Origin of the sequence: Sphingomonas faeni, assembly GCF_030817315.1 — a bacterium.
GTDB classification, from domain to species: Bacteria; Pseudomonadota; Alphaproteobacteria; order Sphingomonadales; family Sphingomonadaceae; genus Sphingomonas; species Sphingomonas faeni_C.
Genome location: NZ_JAUSZF010000001.1, coordinates 1099733 through 1118617 on the forward strand (window position 1 = coordinate 1099733; position 18885 = coordinate 1118617).

16 protein-coding genes are annotated in these 18885 nt (G+C 64.7%); 6 read left to right on the forward strand and 10 right to left on the reverse strand.

Annotated features, from left to right (window positions below):
• From ntrX to hflX, 3 genes are all read left to right on the forward strand, one after another.
• Positions 1–1377 carry a nitrogen assimilation response regulator NtrX gene (gene ntrX, locus QFZ54_RS05150; RefSeq protein WP_307085055.1) on the forward strand — a complete coding sequence of 459 codons (1377 nt, stop codon included), beginning with the start codon at positions 1–3 and terminating at the stop codon, positions 1375–1377.
• Positions 1378–1464: 87 nt separating this feature from the next.
• Positions 1465–2034 (forward strand): RNA chaperone Hfq, encoded by a 570-nt coding sequence (gene hfq / locus QFZ54_RS05155; RefSeq protein ID WP_307089277.1) that lies wholly within the window; start codon positions 1465–1467, stop codon positions 2032–2034.
• Positions 2031–3323: a GTPase HflX gene (gene hflX / locus QFZ54_RS05160; RefSeq protein WP_307085057.1), complete on the forward strand. Its 1293-nt coding sequence runs from the start codon at positions 2031–2033 to the stop codon at positions 3321–3323. The genes hfq and hflX overlap by 4 nt, the downstream gene beginning before the upstream one ends.
• Here hflX and mazG read toward each other — a convergent pair.
• The 9 genes from mazG to QFZ54_RS05205 form a co-directional block, all read right to left on the reverse strand.
• On the reverse strand, positions 3304–4038 hold the full coding sequence (gene mazG, locus QFZ54_RS05165) for a nucleoside triphosphate pyrophosphohydrolase (protein WP_307085059.1): 735 nt from the start codon (positions 4036–4038) through the stop codon (positions 3304–3306). The genes hflX and mazG overlap by 20 nt on opposite strands.
• Before the next feature lie 69 nt (positions 4039–4107).
• Entirely contained in the window at positions 4108–4695 is a 588-nt protein-coding gene (locus QFZ54_RS05170; RefSeq protein WP_307085062.1) for a retropepsin-like aspartic protease family protein, read from the reverse strand.
• The gene (locus tag QFZ54_RS05175) at positions 4692–5456 is read right to left on the reverse strand and encodes an MBL fold metallo-hydrolase (RefSeq protein ID WP_307085064.1); all 765 of its coding nucleotides are present in this window, start codon (positions 5454–5456) and stop codon (positions 4692–4694) included. The genes QFZ54_RS05170 and QFZ54_RS05175 overlap by 4 nt, the downstream gene beginning before the upstream one ends.
• Positions 5453–6244 (reverse strand): TatD family hydrolase, encoded by a 792-nt coding sequence (locus tag QFZ54_RS05180; protein WP_307085066.1) that lies wholly within the window; start codon positions 6242–6244, stop codon positions 5453–5455. Before QFZ54_RS05180 ends, QFZ54_RS05175 begins: the two co-directional genes overlap by 4 nt.
• Positions 6244–7791 (reverse strand): methionine--tRNA ligase, encoded by a 1548-nt coding sequence (gene metG / locus QFZ54_RS05185; protein WP_307085068.1) that lies wholly within the window; start codon positions 7789–7791, stop codon positions 6244–6246. Before metG ends, QFZ54_RS05180 begins: the two co-directional genes overlap by 1 nt.
• A gap of 51 nt (positions 7792–7842) precedes the next feature.
• A complete protein-coding gene (locus QFZ54_RS05190) occupies positions 7843–8820 on the reverse strand; it encodes an AAA family ATPase (RefSeq protein ID WP_307085070.1) in 978 nt (325 codons plus the stop codon).
• A 28-nt stretch (positions 8821–8848) separates the two neighbouring features.
• Positions 8849–10012, reverse strand: coding sequence for a D-alanyl-D-alanine carboxypeptidase family protein (locus tag QFZ54_RS05195; protein WP_307085072.1), 1164 nt, complete (start codon positions 10010–10012; stop codon positions 8849–8851).
• 26 nt (positions 10013–10038) lie between these two features.
• Positions 10039–10773, reverse strand: a complete 735-nt coding sequence (locus QFZ54_RS05200; protein ID WP_307085074.1) for a septal ring lytic transglycosylase RlpA family protein — start codon at positions 10771–10773, stop codon at positions 10039–10041.
• Positions 10757–11743, reverse strand: a complete 987-nt coding sequence (locus QFZ54_RS05205) for a lytic murein transglycosylase (RefSeq protein WP_307089278.1) — start codon at positions 11741–11743, stop codon at positions 10757–10759. Before QFZ54_RS05205 ends, QFZ54_RS05200 begins: the two co-directional genes overlap by 17 nt.
• Before the next feature lie 261 nt (positions 11744–12004).
• Between QFZ54_RS05205 and QFZ54_RS05210 the strand changes: the two genes are divergently transcribed.
• Positions 12005–12343: a hypothetical protein gene (locus QFZ54_RS05210; RefSeq protein WP_307089280.1), complete on the forward strand. Its 339-nt coding sequence runs from the start codon at positions 12005–12007 to the stop codon at positions 12341–12343.
• 79 nt (positions 12344–12422) lie between these two features.
• Here the strand turns inward: QFZ54_RS05210 and QFZ54_RS05215 are convergent, their stop codons facing one another.
• A complete protein-coding gene (locus QFZ54_RS05215; RefSeq protein ID WP_307085077.1) occupies positions 12423–15092 on the reverse strand; it encodes a M1 family metallopeptidase in 2670 nt (889 codons plus the stop codon).
• 316 nt (positions 15093–15408) lie between these two features.
• Between QFZ54_RS05215 and QFZ54_RS05220 the strand changes: the two genes are divergently transcribed.
• Both QFZ54_RS05220 and QFZ54_RS05225 read left to right on the forward strand, forming a co-directional pair.
• Positions 15409–16698: an N-succinylarginine dihydrolase gene (locus QFZ54_RS05220; RefSeq protein WP_307085079.1), complete on the forward strand. Its 1290-nt coding sequence runs from the start codon at positions 15409–15411 to the stop codon at positions 16696–16698.
• A gap of 400 nt (positions 16699–17098) precedes the next feature.
• Complete coding sequence (locus QFZ54_RS05225; RefSeq protein WP_307085082.1) at positions 17099–18751, forward strand: Na+/H+ antiporter; 1653 nt, start codon at positions 17099–17101, stop codon at positions 18749–18751.
• Positions 18752–18885: the final 134 nt, after the last annotated feature.

Genomic DNA, 18885 nt, shown 5'->3' on the forward strand with positions numbered 1-18885 from the left:
ATGGCGCTCGATATTCTCGTCGTAGACGACGAACGTGACATTCGCGAACTGGTAGCCGGCGTCTTGGAGGACGAGGGTTATGATACGCGGGACGCTGGCGACAGCGACACTGCCCTTGAGGCAATCGCTGCACGGCGCCCGTCGCTAGTGCTGCTCGACGTCTGGCTCCAGGGGTCGCGGCTCGACGGGCTCGAGTTGCTCGACGAGATCAAGCGTCGCGATCCGTCGATCCCGGTGCTGGTGATCTCGGGGCACGGCAATCTAGATACCGCGGTGGCCGCGATCCGGCGTGGCGCATCCGATTTCATCGAAAAGCCGTTCGAGGCCGAGCGCCTGTTGCTCATGGTCGCCCGCGCCACCGAAACCGAGCGCCTCCGCCGAGAGGTCGCGTCGTTGCGCGCGACGGTTGGCCGCGAGACCGATCTGACGGGCAGTTCCGGCTCGATCAACGGCGTGCGCGCGACCCTCAAGCGCGTTGCCGCGACCGGCAGCCGCGTGTTGATCATGGGCGGGGCGGGTGTCGGCAAGGAGGTCGCTGCCCGGCTGCTTCATGGCTGGAGCCTTCGCACGGACGCGCCGTTCATCATCGTGAGCGCTGCGCGGATGACGCCCGAGCGGGTCGACGAGGAACTGTTCGGTGTCGAGGAGGCGGGTGATCTCGTGCGTCCCGGCCTGTTCGAACAGGCGCATGGGGGCACGCTGTTCCTCGACGAAATCGCCGACATGCCGATCGCGACGCAGGCGCGAATCTTGCGTGCGCTGACCGATCAGAGTTTTACGCGCGTCGGCGGTACGCGCGTCGTGAAGGTGGACGTCCGCGTCGTCTCGGCGACGGCGCGCGACCTCGTGTTTGAGATTGCCGAGGGGCGCTTTCGCGAAGATCTCTACTACCGCCTCAACGTTGTCCCCGTGACGATCCCGCCGCTGTCCGATCGCCGGGAGGACATTCCGGCGCTGGTCCAGCATTTCATCGCGCACTATGCGTCCGAACGCCGTGTGCCGACGCCCGAGATCGCACCCGATGCGATGGTCGCGCTGCAATCCTATGACTGGCCCGGCAACGTCCGCCAATTGCGCAATGTTGTTGAGCGGACGATCATCCTGGCGCCGGGCGATCGCATCGGCCGGATCGATATCGACCTGTTGCCCGCCGAAGTACTCGGCGATCAGGGCGACATGGGGGCGGCGGGTGGCACCGCCATCATGGGATCGCCGCTGCGGGAAGCGCGCGAGACGTTCGAGCGCGAATATCTCCGCGTCCAGATCCGGCGCTTCTCGGGCAACATCTCCCGCACGGCCAGCTTCATCGGCATGGAGCGATCGGCACTCCACCGCAAACTCAAGCTGCTCGGCATCACCGAAACACGCGACGAATAAGACGCCGCAATTTCGCCGCCCTCTGGAACTACGGGGGTGTCGATCATAGATCAGTACCGTACCCGGTAACCGAGTACATCTCCGACGCTGGGAAACAGCGCCTCGCGGGCAAAGTCTCGCCAAAAACAAAGGGTTATCCCATTGGCCGATAAACCAGGCTCGCTTCAGGACCTCTTCCTGAACGCACTCCGGCGCTCCAAGACGCCGGTCACGATGTTCCTCGTCAAGGGCGTGAAGCTCCAGGGCATCGTCACATGGTTCGATAATTTTTCTGTGCTGCTCCGCCGCGATGGCCAGTCGCAGCTAATCTACAAGCACGCCATTTCGACGATCATGCCCGCCGGCCCGATGGACGTGTCGGCAATCGTCGACGCGGTCGGAGATAACCAGAAGAAGCACCCGTTGTTGCAGGATATTTTCCTCAACGCGGTGCGGAAATCGGAAGACAGCGTGACGATGTTCCTGATCAACGGCGTCATGCTGCAGGGCCAGATCGCCGGCTTCGATCTGTTCTGCATGCTGCTCCAGCGCGAGGGCATGGCGCAGCTCGTCTACAAGCACGCGGTATCGACGATTCAGCCGGCGCGCCCGCTGAATCTTGCCGAAGAGCCCACCGACACGGATGATAATGCAGATGACGCGGACAATGACGATTGAGTAGTGGTTTCGAACGCGACCGGGACGAGTTCGCGCGCGGTGCGCGCGCGATCGTCGTCCTTCCCGATCAGGGCGACGCTTCGCGCGACGTCGACGCACGCCTTGAGGAGACCGCGGGCCTTGCGGCCGCGATCGGCGTCGAGGTCGTCGAACGGATCGCCTACCGTGTTCGCCAGCCAAAGCCGGCGACGCTAATCGGTAGCGGCCAGGTCGAAATGCTTGCGGCGCAGGTTCGGATGGAAGAGGCGGGGCTCGTCGTGTTCGACGCGAGCCTCAGTCCGATCCAGCAGCGCAATCTCGAAAAGGCGCTCGAAACCAAGGTCATCGATCGCACCGGCCTGATCCTCGAGATCTTCGGCGAGCGCGCGGCGACCGCCGAGGGGCGCTTGCAGGTCGAACTGGCGCATCTCGATTATCAGGCGGGCCGGCTGGTACGCAGCTGGACCCATCTCGAACGCCAGCGCGGTGGCTTCGGCTTCCTCGGCGGTCCGGGCGAGACCCAGATCGAGGCGGATCGCCGCTTGATCCGCGACCGGATGGCTCGGCTCAAGCGCGAACTCGAGCAGGTCAGTCGTACGCGGGGGCTTCACCGTGAGCGACGCCAGCGTGCGCCATGGCCGGTGATCGCGCTGGTCGGCTATACCAATGCGGGCAAGTCGACGCTGTTCAACCGGCTCACGGGCGCCGACGTGATGGCCGAGGACCTGCTGTTCGCAACACTCGACCCAACGTTGCGGCAGATCCAGTTGCCCGGCATCGACAAAGCGATCCTGTCCGACACGGTTGGGTTCGTCTCGGACCTGCCGACGCAGCTGGTCGCCGCGTTCAAGGCAACGCTGGAGGAGGTCGTGTCCGCCGATCTGCTTGTCCACATCCGCGATATCGCGCATCCCGATACCGAGGCGCAGCGGACGGACGTCGAAACCGTGCTGGCCGAGATCGGCGTCGACGAGAACACGCCGCGGTTTGAGGTCTGGAACAAGCTCGATCTGCTCGATGCCGATACGCATGCCGAGATCGCGAGCCAAGCCGCGCACCGCGACGACGTTGTCGCAATCTCGGCGCTGAGCGGGGAAGGGGTGGATGAGCTGATCCACCAGGTCGCCGCCAAGCTTACCGGCGCGCATCGTCGGTACAGCATCACGCTCGACGCGACCGACGGCGCGGGCGCGGCGTGGCTGCATGCGCACGGCGAGGTGCTGGGCAGCTTGGACGACGAACTCGAGACGACCTACGATGTGCGACTGTCGGAAAGCGATTACGACCGGTTCATCCGCCGCGACGCTTGATCGCCTGCCACAGGGCTTCCTTCTGATCGAGTGTCATGGCGGAGAATGTGTCGCCGCCATCGGCCTCGATAGCCCGGAAGCGCGCCTCGAACTTGGCATTGCCCGCGCGTAACGCGGCTTCGGGATCGACACCGAGATGGCGGGCCCAGTTCGTCACCGCGAACAGCAGGTCGCCGATCTCTTCTGCCACGGTGTCCGAGCCGGCTTCGCGAACCTCTTCGATTTCCTCGAAAACCTTCGCAAGCGGCCCCGCGGCATTGGGCCAGTCGAACCCTACGCGCGCCGCACGCTTCTGGAGTTTTTCGGCACGCGACAACGCGGGCAGGCCGATGGCGACGCCGGCCAGCGCGCTGGGATCGGGCTTTTCCGCACGCTCGCCGGCCTTGATCGTTTCCCATCCTGGCGAGATCGCTGCATCACCGAAGATATGCGGGTGGCGGTGCTCCATCTTGTCGCTGATCGCGGCAACGACGTCGGAAAGCGTGAACGCGCCCGACTCCTCGGCGATACGGCTGTGGAACACGACCTGGAGCAACAGGTCGCCAAGTTCGTCCTTGAGATCGGCGGGGTCGTCGCGTGCGATCGCGTCGGCAACCTCATACGCTTCCTCGATCGTGTACGGCGCGATCGTCGACCAGGTCTGCTTCCGATCCCATTCGCATCCGTCGACCGGATCACGCAGCCGCGCCATGATGGAGGTGAGGCGTTCGATCATAGGGAGCACCTGTAAATTGGCATTGATCCGCTGCCTATCCCAAGATCGATAATATACATTATGTAAAATCTAGCTTTGGATCGGTGTTAGGATGAGCGTGGCGTTCTCGACCCGCCACGATCCCAGCCTCGACAGGAAGTTCATGCCGATGACGTCGGTATCGCCGAACGACGGCGACGTCACGATCCCGAGGTCGGTAGCGGTGATCGTGCCGATCGTCACGCGCCTGGCCGTCGCGGTACGTGCCGACACATCGCCGTTTGCGGTCGCGATGATCACCGGGAACGGACTTTCATCGCTATCGAGCCCCGCGGCCTTCGCCGTGGCTGCAGACAACGCGGTCGTCGTCGCGCCGCTGTCGATCAGCATGCGGCGCCGGACGCCGTCGATATCGACATCGGCCCAGAAATGGCCGTCCTCGGCCATGCGGATCCGTGTTTCCGTACCGCTGACCTGCTGCTCCGAGAACAAGGCCTTGAGCCCGGGCAGCCGGTCCCGCTGGCTCGCGATCAGCAAAGCCACGGCAAAGATCGCGACCCAGGCTAGAGCCATCTTCAGGACGGGTTTGAGCGGCAACCGGCGCGCGACCAGCGCGGACAATGGCAAGATCAGCATCACCGCGTACAGCGCGAACTGGGCTGCGCGGTCGCCGGTCATGCCGTCAGAATCAACCCGTCATAGCCCGGCTCGACCCCGGTTGGAAGTTCATCGCGCAACGTCGTGTAATCCATCGTATTGTCCATGTGGATCAGCGCCGTCTGCCTCGGCTTCAGGCGCGCCACCCAGTCGAGAACCGCCGACAATTCCATATGCGTCGGATGCGGACGTCGGCGGAGCGCGTCGACGACCCAGACATCCAGATCCTGATACAGGCTGGCCATATCGTCGGTCATCACGTTGAAATCAGTGGCATATCCGATCGACACGCCATTTGCGTCAAACCTCAGGCCGGCGGCGTGGATGTTGCCGTGGGGCTGGTCAGTGACGCGGATGTCTATGCCGCCGATCGACAGCCGGTCGGGCAGGATTTCCGCGGCAACCGTCGGCGGATATCCGGGGCGACCACGAAAGGCATAGGTAAAGCGCGCGTCCAGCGCCGTTAGCGTGAACAGTCGCGCATAGCCGCGGACCGGCGTGCCGGTGGCGTGAAAGAGTTGCCGCAGGTCGTCGATGCCGTGGCAGTGATCGGCGTGATCGTGCGTCCAGATCACCGCATCGACCCGGTCGATGTCCGCCGCCAGCAACTGCTCGCGCATGTCGGGACTGGTGTCGATCAGGATACGGGTGCCGCCATGCTCGACCAGTGCGGAGGCACGCGTGCGGCGGTTGCGCGGTTCGGTTGGGTCGCAATCGCCCCAGTCGTTGCCGATCCTCGGCACGCCGGAGGATGTGCCCGAGCCGAGGATCGTGATCTTCATGCTGCCGCTCCGGACACCCGCGTCTTGGCGAACAGCGTGTGGAAGTTCTCCGCGGTACGACGCGACAGTTCCTCGACATTTTCCCCGCGCAGATCGGCGAGGAACTGCGCGGTGTCGGCGACGAAGCCGGGCTCGCCGGTTTTGCCCCGGTGCGGCACCGGCGCGAGGAACGGTGCGTCGGTTTCGATCAGCAACCGCTCGATCGGCAAGCGCGCCGCGGTCTCTTGCAGATCACGCGCGTTCTTGAACGTCACGATGCCCGAGATCGAGATGTAAAGGCCCATATCCAACGCCTTGTCGGCGAAAGCTCCGCTCGCGGTGAAGCAGTGGATGACGCCGGGATAGGCCCCCTTCCCCATCTCCTCCGCCATGATCGCGGCGGTATCGTCCTCGGCATCACGGGTGTGGACGACGATCGGCAAGCCGGTCTCGCGCGACGCGGCGATGTGCGCGCGGAAACTCGCCTGCTGGCGGGCGCGATCCGAGGTGTCGCGGAAATAGTCGAGACCGCTTTCGCCGAGACCGACGACCCGGGGGTGCCGTGCCCGCTCGATCAGCTTGGCGGCATTGACGTCGGGATACACGTCCGCTTCATTCGGATGGATGCCGATCGTCGCCCAGACGTCCGGTTCGCGCTCCGCGGTGGCGACGATATCGTCCCACTCGCTCTCGCGCGTCGAGATGTTGAGCATCGCCGTCACCCCCCTCGCCCGTGCCCGCGCGAGGACCGCCTGCTGGTCCTCGACGAGGCCCTTGTAGTTCAGGTGGCAATGGCTGTCGGCGAGCATCAGGCCTCCGCTGGCAGTTCGAGACGCGGGAAGACGGGCGCAGGCGGTGCGATCCGGAAGTCGGAAGCGGCGATGCGGTCGTACCAGCCATCGTCGTCGATCGCGGCATGATCGCGCTCGGTGGCGCCGATCTGGTCGAGAACCTTCCCCGCGGACTCGGGCACGACCGGCAGGATCGTGATCGCGAGCATGCGGATCGCGCGGACCAGTGTCCGCAACACCGCGTTCATCCGCTCGGGATCGGTCTTGCGCAGTGCCCAGGGTGCCTGCGCGTCGATATACTGGTTGCACGCGAACACGCCGCGCATCCACGCCTCGATGCCTTGCGACAGCGCGAGATCGATGAAGCCGGCCTTGAACCCCGCACAGGCGACGACGACCTCCTCGATCAGCATGCCGTCGGCATCCTGCACCGACCCAGCCGTAGGAAATTCGCCACCCAGGTTTTTGGCAATAAACGACAATGTCCGCTGCGCGAGGTTGCCGAAGCTGTTCGCAAGCTCGGCGTTGACGCGCGTCACGATCGCCTCGGGCGAGTAGCTGCCGTCCTGGCCGAAGCTCACCTCGCGTAGGAAGAAATAGCGGAGCGCATCGACGCCGAACGCATCCGCCAGCGCCATTGGATCGACGACGTTGCCGACCGACTTCGACATCTTCTCGCCGCGCGTCAGGAGGAAACCGTGGCCAAACACGCTCTTCGGCAGCGGGATGCCGGCCGAGAGCAGGAACGCCGGCCAATAGACCGCGTGGAACCGGACGATATCCTTGCCGATCAGATGGATATCCGCCGGCCAGTATTTCGCCTTATCGCCGGTCATGTCGGGATAGCCGATCCCGGTCAGGTAATTGGTGAGCGCATCGACCCACACATACATGACGTGCCCAGGGCTGCCCGGCACCGGCACACCCCAGTCGAAGCTGGTGCGCGAAACCGAGAGATCCTTCAGGCCACCCTCGACGAAGCGCATCACCTCGTTGCGGCGGCTCTCGGGGCGGATGAAATCGGGGTTGGCGGCGAAGAGATCGAGCAACGGCTGCTGATATTTCGACAGCCGGAAGAACCACGTCTCCTCGGCGGTCCATTCGACCGGCGTACCCTGCGGCGAGCGACGATCATCGCCCTCCCCCGTCAGTTCGGACTCGTCGTAGAACGCCTCGTCGCGAACCGAATACCAGCCCTCGTAGCGGTCGAGATACAGGTCGCCCGCATCCGCCATCGCCTGCCAGATCGCGGCGCTGGCGGCGTAATGATCCTCGTCCACCGTGCGGATGAAGCGGTCGTAGGAGATGCCAAGACGATCCGCCATCTCGTGGAAATACGACGACATTTCATTGGACAGGTCACGCACGGGCATGTCGCGGTCGCGCGCGGCCTGGACCATCTTGAGGCCGTGCTCATCGGTGCCGGTCTGGAACAGCACGTCGCGACCCGCCTGACGCTGGAAGCGCGCGATCGCATCGGCGGCGATCATCTCGTACGCATGGCCGATATGCGGACGGCCATTGGGATAGTGGATCGCGGTGGTGATATAGAAAGGATCGGCCATGCCGCGCTCCTAGAGCATCACCACGATCAGGTGAAGCCTGTGCGGGGCCGATCAACGGCGTAATGTCGCGACGATCCCCGCCATCTCGAACACCGTGGCCTGCGCATCAAGCGACAGTCCGATCGCCGCACCCGCCAGCTCGCGTGCCGCAGCGTGCGCATCGAGCGCGGATCGCAGCGCCGGCCCCGAGCGGGTCCGTGCGGCATCGGCAATAAACGCAGGCGCACGGTCGAGAAACGCCTCGTACCGCGGTTGCGCCGCCTTGAGGCCAAGCGCCTTGGCGAGTTTCAACCGGCGCCCGTTATCCCGGTCGCCGTCCTGCGCGATCGCGGCGATGGCATCGTCGATTGCGGCGATGTCGAGCCCGGCATAGCGAAGCGCGCGGCCGGGCGCGCCGTCGCTCGCCCGCACCAGCGCCGCGACCTCGCTCTCGTCGGCATCGGGCTGCAACGTCCGGATCGCGGTCGCGACCTCGCCGTCATCGAGTGCCTCGAACCGCAACAACCGACACCGCGAGCGGATCGTCGGCAGCAACCGGCCCGGCGCATGGCTGACAAGCAAGAAGATCGTCCCCGCTGGCGGTTCCTCGAGGTTCTTGAGCAGCGCATTCGCCCCGCCCCGCTCCAGATCGTCGATCGCGTCGATCACCACGACGCGCCGCGGGCTCATCGACGGCGTGGTCGCAAAGAGCGGTTGCAGCGTCCGCACCTGCGCGATCGTGATACTGCGCGCGAGATCCTGGTCGGGCTTGTCGGGATCCTTCGGCAACCGTGCGAGCACGCAAAAATCGGGATGCGACCCCGCCTCCATCAGCGACCGCGTCCTGTTCCCCTCGGGGACCTCCAGCCCGGTCGACCCGCTATCCGGGTCGGCCGCATCCGCCAGCATGCGCATTGCGGCAGCGCGTGCGAAGCTCGCCTTGCCGACGCCCTGCGGCCCGGCGATCAGCCACGCGTGATGCAACGAACCGCCGCGCATCGCCGCCATGAAGGCGGCCTGCGCGGCGGTGTTGCCGATTATCGGCGTCATACCTGCAACGCCGTCGGCGCCGAGATCATCAGCCGAAGAAGCCGGTCAGTCCTGCCCATGCGCGACCGAAGAAGCCGGCCTCGGCGACGTCCTTCTCAGCGACCAGCGGCATGGTCTGCTGCAGCCCGTCGGACGTGGTGACGACGAGATCGGCGATGTGCTGGCCGGCCTTGATCGGCGCCTTGATCGGGCCGTCGTACACGACCTTTGCGGTGAGATTGGGCGAGGTGCCGGCGGGCAGCGTCACGGTCAGAGCCTTGGGCGCTACCAGCCCGACCGACGACGAATCGCCGAGCTGTACCGAAGCGGTTTCGACCTTCTTGCCCCTCGCGACGATCGGCTTGGACTGCCACGCGCGAAAGCCCCATTCCATGAAACGCACCGATTCCTCGGCGCGCTGGCCCGAACTGGTCAGCCCGGCGACGACCATCACCAGGCGGCGGCCATTCTGCACGGCGGATCCGGTGAAGCCATAGCCGGCCTCCTCGGTGTGCCCGGTCTTCAGGCCATCCGCGCCGGCGACGCGGCCGAGGATCGGATCGCGGTTCGCCTGGGTGATGGCGCTGCCGCCCATCGTCTTGCCCCAGGTGAAATCGCGCTTCGAATAGAATTGCTTGTAGAGATCGGGGTAGTTGGTGATCGTCGCCGCGGCGAGCTTGGCGAGATCATGCGCCGTCACATAGGTAACGCCGTTGTCGGGCCAGCCGTTCGCGGTACCGAAATGGCTGTCCTTGAGGCCGAGTTCGGCAGCCTTGCGGTTCATCCGCTCGGTGAACGCCTGCTCGGACCCGGAAATGCCCTCGGCCAGCACGATGCACGCGTCGTTACCCGACAGCGTGACGATTCCATACAGGAGATTGGCGACGCTGACATTCTCACCCGACGACAGGAACATCGTCGAACCCGCTGCCGGACCATGCCATTTCGCCCAGGTCTCGGGACGCACCGTCATCATCTGGTCGAGCTTCAACTCGCCCTTCTTGACCATGTCGAACGCGACATAGACCGTCATCATCTTGGCGAGCGAGGCCGGCGGCATCCGGCGATCCGCGTCGCGGGCGAAGAGCACCGCGCCCGACGAGAGATCCTCCATATAGGCGATCGGCGCGGCAGTCTGGAATTGCGGCGCAGCAGCGATGGACGGGTGCGCCAGCGCGATGGCGACGAGCGGGGCGACGATCAGCTTCTTCATGGGGTATTCCGTGAGCAAAAGGGAACTCAATCCGTGGGCAGGACCTGTGCATCGCCATAGCCGCGCTCGGCGACCGCGTCACGCGCGCGTTGCAGGCTGGCAGCATCTTTGAACGGGCCGATGCGAACGCGGTACAGGCCCCCGCCCTTGACGATCTTGGCATCGAGGCGCTTCGCCAGCGCCTCGGCGCGCCCCTCGTTCGAGAAGGTTGCGACCTGGAGCACGTAGCGCCGTCCGGGCGCGAAGGCTGGAACGGGTTCGCGCGTCGGCGCCGTGTCGATGCTATAGGCTTGCGTATAGGTCGGGGTCCGGACCCCGACGGACTTCCCGGCGCGCAGCAGCGAGGCGTCGCGGGAACTCGGCACGATCGAGCGGATACGGACGGTTGCGATCTGCTGACGATCGGTGCCTAGCAGATGCGCCGCGGCACGCGAGAGATCGATCATCCGGTCCCGCCGGCCGGGCCCGCGGTCGTTGATCCGGACCAGGATCGACCGGCCGGTCTCGACCGACGTCACTTCAGCGAACGACCCGAGCGGCAAGGTGCGATGCGCGGCGGTCATCGCGCCGGGATCGAACGCTTCGCCCGACGCCGTACGGCCTCCGGACAATTCCTCGCCATACCAACTGGCTAGCCCGGTATCCTTGTAGCTGCCGTAAAGGCCGCCACCGGCCGGGAATACCGCGCCGACGCTTTCGCGCGAATTGCTGCAGGCCGCCAGCGCGAACGCCAGGGCGATGGTCCTAGCGCTCGACCGCATCGGCCAGCAACCCGACCGAGAGCGCGTAAAAGTTGGAGCAGTTGTAATCGAGGATCACGCGATAGTTACTGGTGAGCAGATAAGCGGTAGCGCCCTGCCCGTCCGGCTCGAGCAACGTCGCCATCACGCTGTCGGCAGGCAAGCTCCGGCCCTGCGGCGTGACGCCGAGCGCGCGCCACTCGGCGATCGTCCGCCAGCCGCTATGCCGCTCGAACACGCGAGGGCAGCGCGGTGACACCAGCCGGTTGCGGACCTGCGATCGGTCGAGGCCAGCAGGCACGTTGACCGCGACGCCCCACGGGTGTCCCGCGCGCCAGCCGGCGTCGGTGAAGTAATTGCCGATCGAAGCGAGCGTATCGGCCGGGCTGTTCCAGATATCGGCGCGTCCGTCGCCGTCGCCGTCGCGCGCCAGGCGGAGATAGATCGACGGCAGAAATTGCGGATTACCCGTCGCCCCTGCCCAGCTGCCCTTCAACTGGTCACGCGTGACGCCGCGGTCGAGCATCTTCAGCCCGGCGATGAACTCGCCTGCGAACAGCGACCTGCGCCGCCCCTCATAGGCGAGGCTGGCGAGCGAGCGGAGGAGGTCGAAATTGCCGGTATAACTGCCGTAATTCGTCTCATGCCCCCAGATCGCGACCATGATCGATTCGGGAACGCCGGTCTCTTGCTCGATCCGCTGCAGCCTCGAGCGCTGCGCCAGATAGGTCTGCCGGCCACGCGCGATCCGCGCCGTATCGACATGCTGTGCCTTGTAGGGCGCGAAAGCCGGGATCGCGCTTGGGTTGGTCGAACCCGGTTGCGCGCGATCAAGCTCGATCACCCGCGTGTTGAGCGTGAGCGTCGGAAAGACCGCGTTGGCGGTGCGCGCACTGACGCCTTCCGCGAGCGCCTGCTGACGCAGCACGCTCATGTACGATTGAAACCCTGCGTCGTCCTGCGCCGCCGCTGGTGCGCTACCGCACAGCATGGCGATCGTGCCGAATACGCCGTTACGCAGCCAAACTGCTGCTCGTGATGCCCCACCCATGGCGTGGATGTGCCACAGCCGCTGACCAACCGGAACCTCGCGTCGTCGCACAGTTGGCACGCACAGACGCGCGAACGGTGTAGGACTGGCATTCTCGACATCCGGCTAGCGAACTACCCGGTCGCTTAGTTCGCCGATTTCGGCAAAGAGCGACGATTGACCAAGCCGCGTAAGGCGGCACAGCAGGGACCCGGAAGCCATATGGCGCGAAAGCATTCGAAACACGGTTTCAGCGACGACGTACCGATCGAAGACGAGGCTCCGGCAGAAACACTATCGTGCTGGCTCTGTGGTCGGCCCACCGGCAAGATCGTCGTTTGGCATCACCCCGTTCCAAAAAGCCGTGGTGGGCGGGACGTCGTACCGATGCACCCAATCTGCCAGCAGAACTTGACGGCCAACTTTACCAATTCGGAATTGCAGCGTCACGGCATGGATGTGGAGGGCCTGCTGGCGAACCCCGCAGTGCGTAAATTCGTCGACTGGGTCGCGAACAAGGAGCCGGATTTCACCGCAAGCGTCACGAAAAAACAGCGGTAAGATCCTCTCTCTGTCTTGATAGCCGCGCGCACTCCGCGGCGTATATTCGTCGACCCGACACGCCGCGGAGTGCGCGCGGCTATTTGACGGCGAGCGCAGCCGCGATTTCCGCGGACTTGGCCTGCCGCAGAACGCCACAATGCCGAATGCTCTCCAGCGTGCGCTCATACCCCAGAACGCCGACATCGGCCTTGCGGATCAGCGCGCCCACCTTCGCGTCGATCAGGTCGGCGCGATCGGCACCGCACTGCGTGGCGAGAGCCTGAGGCAGGCGACTGGTGAGGAAGATTCCGTTACCGCCCGCGAGAAGCTTTTCGTAATTGGCAAGGATCCAGTCGGTACCGAGATCACGAGTGTCGGGATTGCCGACTACGCCGAAGATCAGGCCGATCCTGTCGTAGCTCCGCATCCGCTTGTCATCGAGTCCGAGAAGATACGTCGCCGCGTCGGCGTGGCCACTGGATGCCGCCGCGCCGATCGCCGTCTGTCGGAAGGTCGGATCCTCGCTCGCCAGCGCCTTGTCGATCAGCGACTTGACCACGGGCAAGCCGCCCTCCTGGGCCACCACAGTCAGCGCGCTGCCGAGGAAACCGGTATCCAGCGCGGCCGTGTTGCCAGCAAAGTATTTTTCGCCAGCGGTCTTGAGCGTGTTGCGCACGGCAGCGTCGCCAGCCTCGTCCGAGACCAGTTCGACAAGGTCGTGACGCAGGCTCTGCTGATCGGGATCGTCCTTCGCATAAACACCGGCAGCGGGGTCGAACCCGAGCGCGGCGAGCCGCGGCGTATAGATCGACGCCAGCACCGCCCGATACCCGGGCAGCGAAGCCGCGGGGATGAGGCCGCGAGCGCGCAACCCCGTGATCCGCCGTCCGCCGTCGATGCTGGCGGTCGCATCAGGGTTCGCCGCGACCGCACGGGCTTCCGCGAACAGCCACGCCGCCGGGGCCTTGCCCGCGCGGAAGGCTGCCCACAGGCTGTCGGTGGTGGCCAGTGCCTCGCCGGGCGACAATGTCCCCGAGGCTGCGATCAGCGACTGCCAGTCCGCCGGCGCAAGATCGAAGCGATAATAGCCTGCGCCGCCGACATTGGGCATGATCACGCCCGATGCCGGCGCGGCAAGCGACGTCGCTGGCTTGTCGAGCAGAGAGCACTGCTTCGCGGTCCCGACCCGCACGCAGAACGGGATCGTCCAGCTGAGCGGTGGCGGAGTCGAACCTAGGAAGGCGTAGCGTGACTGGGTCGCGACGATACCATTGCTCTGCCGGCGAACGTTGACGACTGGGACCCCCTGCTGATCGACGAACGACTTCAGCGCGGCAAGGACGCGCGGATCCTTTGCCGCATCGGAGATCGATTCGAAGAACTGCTCCGACGTCGCATTGCCGTAGGCGTGACGCTTGAGATGAAGCCGTACGCCCGCCTTGAACTTCTCGTCGCCGAGATAGGCGGCGATCATCGCCACGACCTGTCCACCCTTGCCATAGGTGATGTTGTCGAATGCGGAGTCGATCTGTCCGTTCTCGGCGATCGGCTGGTGGATCGGGCGGCCGACCTCCAGCGCATCGGTATTCATCGTGCCGAAGCCCTCGGCCAGCGCGCCGACACCGATCTTGAGTTCCGGGCGCCACTCGTTGCCGATCCGATAGCCCATCCAGTTGGCGAAGCTTTCGTTCAGCCAGATATCGTCCCACCATGCCGGGGTGACGAGATCACCGAACCACTGGTGCGACAGCTCGTGCGCGACGATCATCCCGAACGCCTGCTTGTCGCGGGTCGTCGCGCCCGGCGCCAGGAAGATGATGCCGTCGCCGTACGTGTCGGCGCCCGCATTCTCCATCGCGCCGGCCATGATCGGCGTGCCGATCTGGTCCAGCTTGGGAAAGGGAAACGGCTCGCCGAAATAGTTTTCGAGCAATGACACGATGCGCGGCGTCTCGGCCATCACATAGCCCATCTTGTCCTTCTGCGCCGTGGTGGCGACCGCACCATAGGGCATCGGCGCGGGGCGTTGGGGCGTTGGCGGGATCATGCCGGTCTGGTGGACAAACGGCCCGGTATCGAACGCGACTAGGTAGGTCGGGAGTGGCTTGGTCGGAGCGAACTGGTGCTTCTCCAGCCCGCCCGTAACGTTGGTTACCGCAACCCGTGGCGCGTTGCTGACGGCGACGAAGCCCGGATGCGTCGTGACCGAAACGGTGAACGGCGTCTTGAAGCCGGGCTCGTCGAAGCTTGGGAAAGCAGCCCGCGCGTCGATGCTCTCGAACTGGGTCCAGCTATACCAGGCGTCGCCGACCTTGACGTGAAACAGCCCCGATGCGCTGTCGCCCAGATTGCCGGTATACTCGAACGCCAGCGTTGCCGGGCCGGCAGGAAGCGTCTGCGCGAAGTCCAGCCGCGCGGTGCCGGTCTGGTCGACCTGCGTGAAGACCGCGGACGTCGCCTTCCCGCCGATCATCGCGACTGCCTTGGTGATCTTGAGGTCGCGACCGTGCATGTAGAGCGATTTCGTCGGCGCCTTCAGCGTGACGTCGATCTCGTTACGCCCGGAAAAACTGTCCTTCTCCGGCAGGATCGTGAAATCGAGGCGATAAGCCTTGGGTATCGCGGCATCGGAAAGCCTGCCCTTGGGCGCTTTTGCATCGGCCGTCACCGCTGTCTTGATCGGCGCCTCGGCTTTAGGTGCCGACTGCGCCCCGGCTGTCGTGGCAAGTAGCAGAGCGGTAAAGCCGGCAAAATATGGCGCGCGCATCAGGATTCCCGCTATAGTGTAGTACGAGCGTAACTCAGCACTCTTTCCTCGGCAAGCGTTGAGATCGGTAGCGGCCTGATGAGGCGAGAGAACGGCCGTGAGCGCGTGACTGAGCAAACAGCTACCGCGAAGAAATGGTACGCCATCTAAGAATCCTGCGCCAGAATTTTGGTCACCTTCCGGATCCCCTCCCTTATGATCGGACGGATGGTAAGACAGGAAACGAGCTTTATGTCATGAGATCGCCCGGCAATTAACTTTGTGCCGAGTTCGCCTCAGCTATGGGCTAAGAATTCCGCGTTGGCAGGAGTATCGCATGATCGAGGTCAATTTCGACGGGATCGTCGGCCCCACACATAATTATGCAGGTCTTTCACTCGGCAATCGTGCATCATCCGCCAATGCGGGCGCCGTGTCCGCTCCTCGGCTTGCCGCCCTTCAAGGCATCACGAAGATGCGGCGAATGATGGCGATGGGTCTCCCGCAGGGTATCTTTCTGCCGCATCGTCGGCCCAACGTCGGATGGCTGCGAACGCTCGGTTTCGATGGAAGCGATAGCGAGGTGCTTGCTTCGGCATGGCGTGCCGACCGGGCACTCGTCGCCAATGCGATGTCGGCGTCGGCGATGTGGACGGCGAACGCTGGCACCGTTTCGCCTGCTTCCGACACGCGCGATGGTGTATGTCATATCTCGGTCGCAAACCTGTCGACGATGCCGCATCGGGCCAGCGAGGCTGCTCAGACCGAACGCCAACTGCGTCTCGCCTTCTCCGACCCGCGCTACTTCCATGTCCATGCCGCCCTGCCCTCCCCATTCGGGGACGAAGGTGCTGCGAACTTCATGCGGATCGTGCCCCCTGACCACGGCGGCGCGGTTGAAATCTTCGTTTACGGCGAAGGTCAGGCCGGGGGCTTCCCGTCGCGTCAGCACCGGACCGCCAGCGAGGCGGTCGCACGACGTCATGGCCTGGACCCGCTTCGCACGGTGATGGTGCGGCAGAGCGAGGCGGCAATTGCGGCTGGAGCGTTTCACAACGATGTGGTGGCGGTGGCAAACGGTCACGTGCTGTTCGCACATGCGCAAGCATTTGCGGCGCCTGGCGATTTGTACGCGAAGATCGAGGCGTTGATCCCCGGGGCAACGATCATCGAAGTCCCTGCCGCCCGCGTAAGCCTGGATACTGCGATACGGACTTATCTGTTCAATTCCCAACTCGTCACGATGCCGGACGGCGGAATGACCCTCGTGCTGCCTGCGGAAGCACGAGACAATGTCGATGTCTGGGGTTGGCTATCGGAACTGATCACGACCGGAGGCCCGATCACGCGGCTGGAGATCGTCGATGTCCGGGAGTCCATGCGGAACGGCGGCGGTCCTGCGTGCCTCAGGCTTCGCGTACAGGTCGACGCCGACGCATTCGCCGCGATCGACCGTCGCTTCCTGCTCGACGAGGCCATATGCGACCGCATCGAAACGGTTATCGCGGCCGAGTGGCCCGAGCAGATCGCGCCCGACGACCTCGGTGACCCCCATCTCTGGGAGCAATGCACGCGCGCACGCGCAGAGTTGACCGCAGCGCTCGGGTTCAGTCGGGATGAAATCTGAGGAAGCGGTAAGATTCCAATCCTGTGCGAGGTCGAGTGCTGCGTGATCTTGGATTGATGCAACGATCATCACTTGTCGGCAGCATTTTCCAGTCCTGAATTCGCAGGTGCCTCGGAACTACCGCCAACACGTTCATGGATGATATCGGTAGCGCGAGGGCTTGCATGCGACGTCACGCTACGCGATCCTATCACCGCCACCGCGTTGAATCGTCGACGTGTCTACACCCGAGGCACGTGCGAAGAGCGTGAGGCGGTCAAGACGACACCAAGCCGCCCCCGAAACCAGTACGTGCTTTCGAAATCGTCGGTTTTCCGCTATCGCTCCCTGAATAGATAGCCGGTCCCGCCGATCGTGCACCTGCGTGCCCGCCGCGCCTTTTATACCTTGGGAGTCCGGTTTGCAGATTGTGACCTTGTGCCTGTTCCTGTTGCTCGCCGTTGTGGTGAGCGGCATCGCCTCGCGCATGCTGCCCTCGGCGCTGCCCCGGCCGCTCGTACAAATCGCGCTCGGTGCACTGATCGGCATGGTCGCGCATGTTCGCGTAGAACTCGATCCCGAACTCTTTTTCCTGCTGCTCGTCCCGCCGCTGCTGTTCCTCGATGGCTGGCGAATTCCAAAGGACGAGCTCTTCCGTGATCGCGGCGCGGTATTGGGGCTCGCATTGGGCCTCGTCTTCCTTACGGTTCTCGGCATGGGCTTGTTTGTCCACTGGCTGATCCCTGCCATGCCGCTCGGCGTCGCGTTCGCACTAGCTGCGGTGGTGTCGCCGACCGATCCTATCGCCGTATCCGCGGTCGCGCAGAACGCGCCGATCCCAAAGCGGATGATGCATATTCTCGAAGGCGAGGCGCTGCTGAACGACGCGTCTGGTCTGGTCTGCGTGCGGTTCGCGATCGCCGCGGTGCTGACCGGTACCTTCTCGTTTGCCGATGCCGCAGCGACGTTCGCGTGGATGGCGATCGCGGGCGTTGCGATCGGCGTTGGCGTGGCGCTCGGTATCGTCGCTACGAAGAGTGCCTTCGCACGTCGGTTCGGCGACGAGGCCGGCTCGAACATCCTCGTCAGCCTGTTGATTCCGTTCGCCGCGTATCTGCTGGCCGAACACGTCCACGCGTCCGGCGTTCTCGCCGCCGCCGCCGCGGGCATCGCGATGACCTTCACCGACGCGACCACCGCGGTCGCCGCCGGAACGCGCATCCGCAGGCGCGCGGTGTGGGACATGCTGCAATTTACGTTGAACGGCGTGATCTTCGTGCTGCTCGGCGAGCAACTGCCCGAGGTGTTCGTTCGGGCGCGCGATACCGTGACCTCGACCGGACACGTAAGCCCGTGGTGGCTGGCGGTGTATGTCGTCGCGGTCGTCGCCGGGCTTGCGATACTGCGCTATGGCTGGGTCTGGGTTTCACTCCAGTTCACGCTGCTGCGTGCACGGCGGCGCAACGATACGGTTGCCGGCGAAAGTCCGCCACGGCGCATCATCGCGGCGATGTCGTGCGCAGGCGCGCGTGGTGCCATCACGCTGGCAGGCGCGCTGACGCTCCCGCTGAGCCTCGCCGACGGTACACCGTTCCCGGCGCGCGATCTCGTCATTTTTCTGGCGTCGGGCGTGATCCTTTCGTCGCTCGCCATCGCGGCCGTCGCGCTGCCGTTACTGCTGCGTGGCCTCAGCCTGCCGCCCGAAACCGGGATCGGTGCCGCGCGCGATCAGGCTCGACTGGTTGCCGCCAACGCGGCGATCGCCGAACTTGACCGCGTCCAGCACCGGATGGCTGAAGGGCGCGACGATCCCGACCGTTTCACCGACGTCGCCGCGCGCTTGATGGACCAGTACCGCGAACGCATCGACAGCCTCTCCTCGCTGCCGGAGGACCGCGCGCGGCAGGGCGACGTCAAGATCGAACGCGACATGCGGCTTGCGGCGGTGCGCGCGGAGCGCAACGCAATCTTTGACCTGGCACGCCGCCGGGAGATCGGTGTCGAACTGGCGGAGCAATTGGGTCGCGAACTTGACCTGATCGATGCGCGATTGTCGCGGCAAGGCCTCGCCTGATCCAAGCGGAATAGCGCCCCGCCCGTCCGTGTGACTGAAACCGACGGGGCGCTGAAGGTACGCGTTACTAGGCGATTCCTCTGCCTGCGCTTTGCCGTCCAAAGGTGAATTTGTAATGAACGCGCGTATCGTCC

What these genes read in the sequence shown, in the direction of transcription:
- ntrX (WP_307085055.1), top strand. Translation starts at nt 1, where the DNA reads ATGGCGCTCGATATTCTCGTCGTAGACGACGAACGTGACATTCGCGAA.
- mazG (WP_307085059.1), bottom strand. Translation starts at nt 4,038, where the DNA reads ATGATCGAACGCCTCACCTCCATCATGGCGCGGCTGCGTGATCCGGTC.
- QFZ54_RS05170 (WP_307085062.1), bottom strand. Translation starts at nt 4,695, where the DNA reads ATGACCGGCGACCGCGCAGCCCAGTTCGCGCTGTACGCGGTGATGCTG.
- QFZ54_RS05175 (WP_307085064.1), bottom strand. Translation starts at nt 5,456, where the DNA reads ATGAAGATCACGATCCTCGGCTCGGGCACATCCTCCGGCGTGCCGAGG.
- QFZ54_RS05180 (WP_307085066.1), bottom strand. Translation starts at nt 6,244, where the DNA reads ATGCTCGCCGACAGCCATTGCCACCTGAACTACAAGGGCCTCGTCGAG.
- metG (WP_307085068.1), bottom strand. Translation starts at nt 7,791, where the DNA reads ATGGCCGATCCTTTCTATATCACCACCGCGATCCACTATCCCAATGGC.
- QFZ54_RS05190 (WP_307085070.1), bottom strand. Translation starts at nt 8,820, where the DNA reads ATGACGCCGATAATCGGCAACACCGCCGCGCAGGCCGCCTTCATGGCG.
- QFZ54_RS05195 (WP_307085072.1), bottom strand. Translation starts at nt 10,012, where the DNA reads ATGAAGAAGCTGATCGTCGCCCCGCTCGTCGCCATCGCGCTGGCGCAC.
- QFZ54_RS05200 (WP_307085074.1), bottom strand. Translation starts at nt 10,773, where the DNA reads ATGCGGTCGAGCGCTAGGACCATCGCCCTGGCGTTCGCGCTGGCGGCC.
- QFZ54_RS05205 (WP_307089278.1), bottom strand. Translation starts at nt 11,743, where the DNA reads ATGCTGTGCGGTAGCGCACCAGCGGCGGCGCAGGACGACGCAGGGTTT.
- QFZ54_RS05210 (WP_307089280.1), top strand. Translation starts at nt 12,005, where the DNA reads ATGGCGCGAAAGCATTCGAAACACGGTTTCAGCGACGACGTACCGATC.
- QFZ54_RS05215 (WP_307085077.1), bottom strand. Translation starts at nt 15,092, where the DNA reads ATGCGCGCGCCATATTTTGCCGGCTTTACCGCTCTGCTACTTGCCACG.
- QFZ54_RS05220 (WP_307085079.1), top strand. Translation starts at nt 15,409, where the DNA reads ATGATCGAGGTCAATTTCGACGGGATCGTCGGCCCCACACATAATTAT.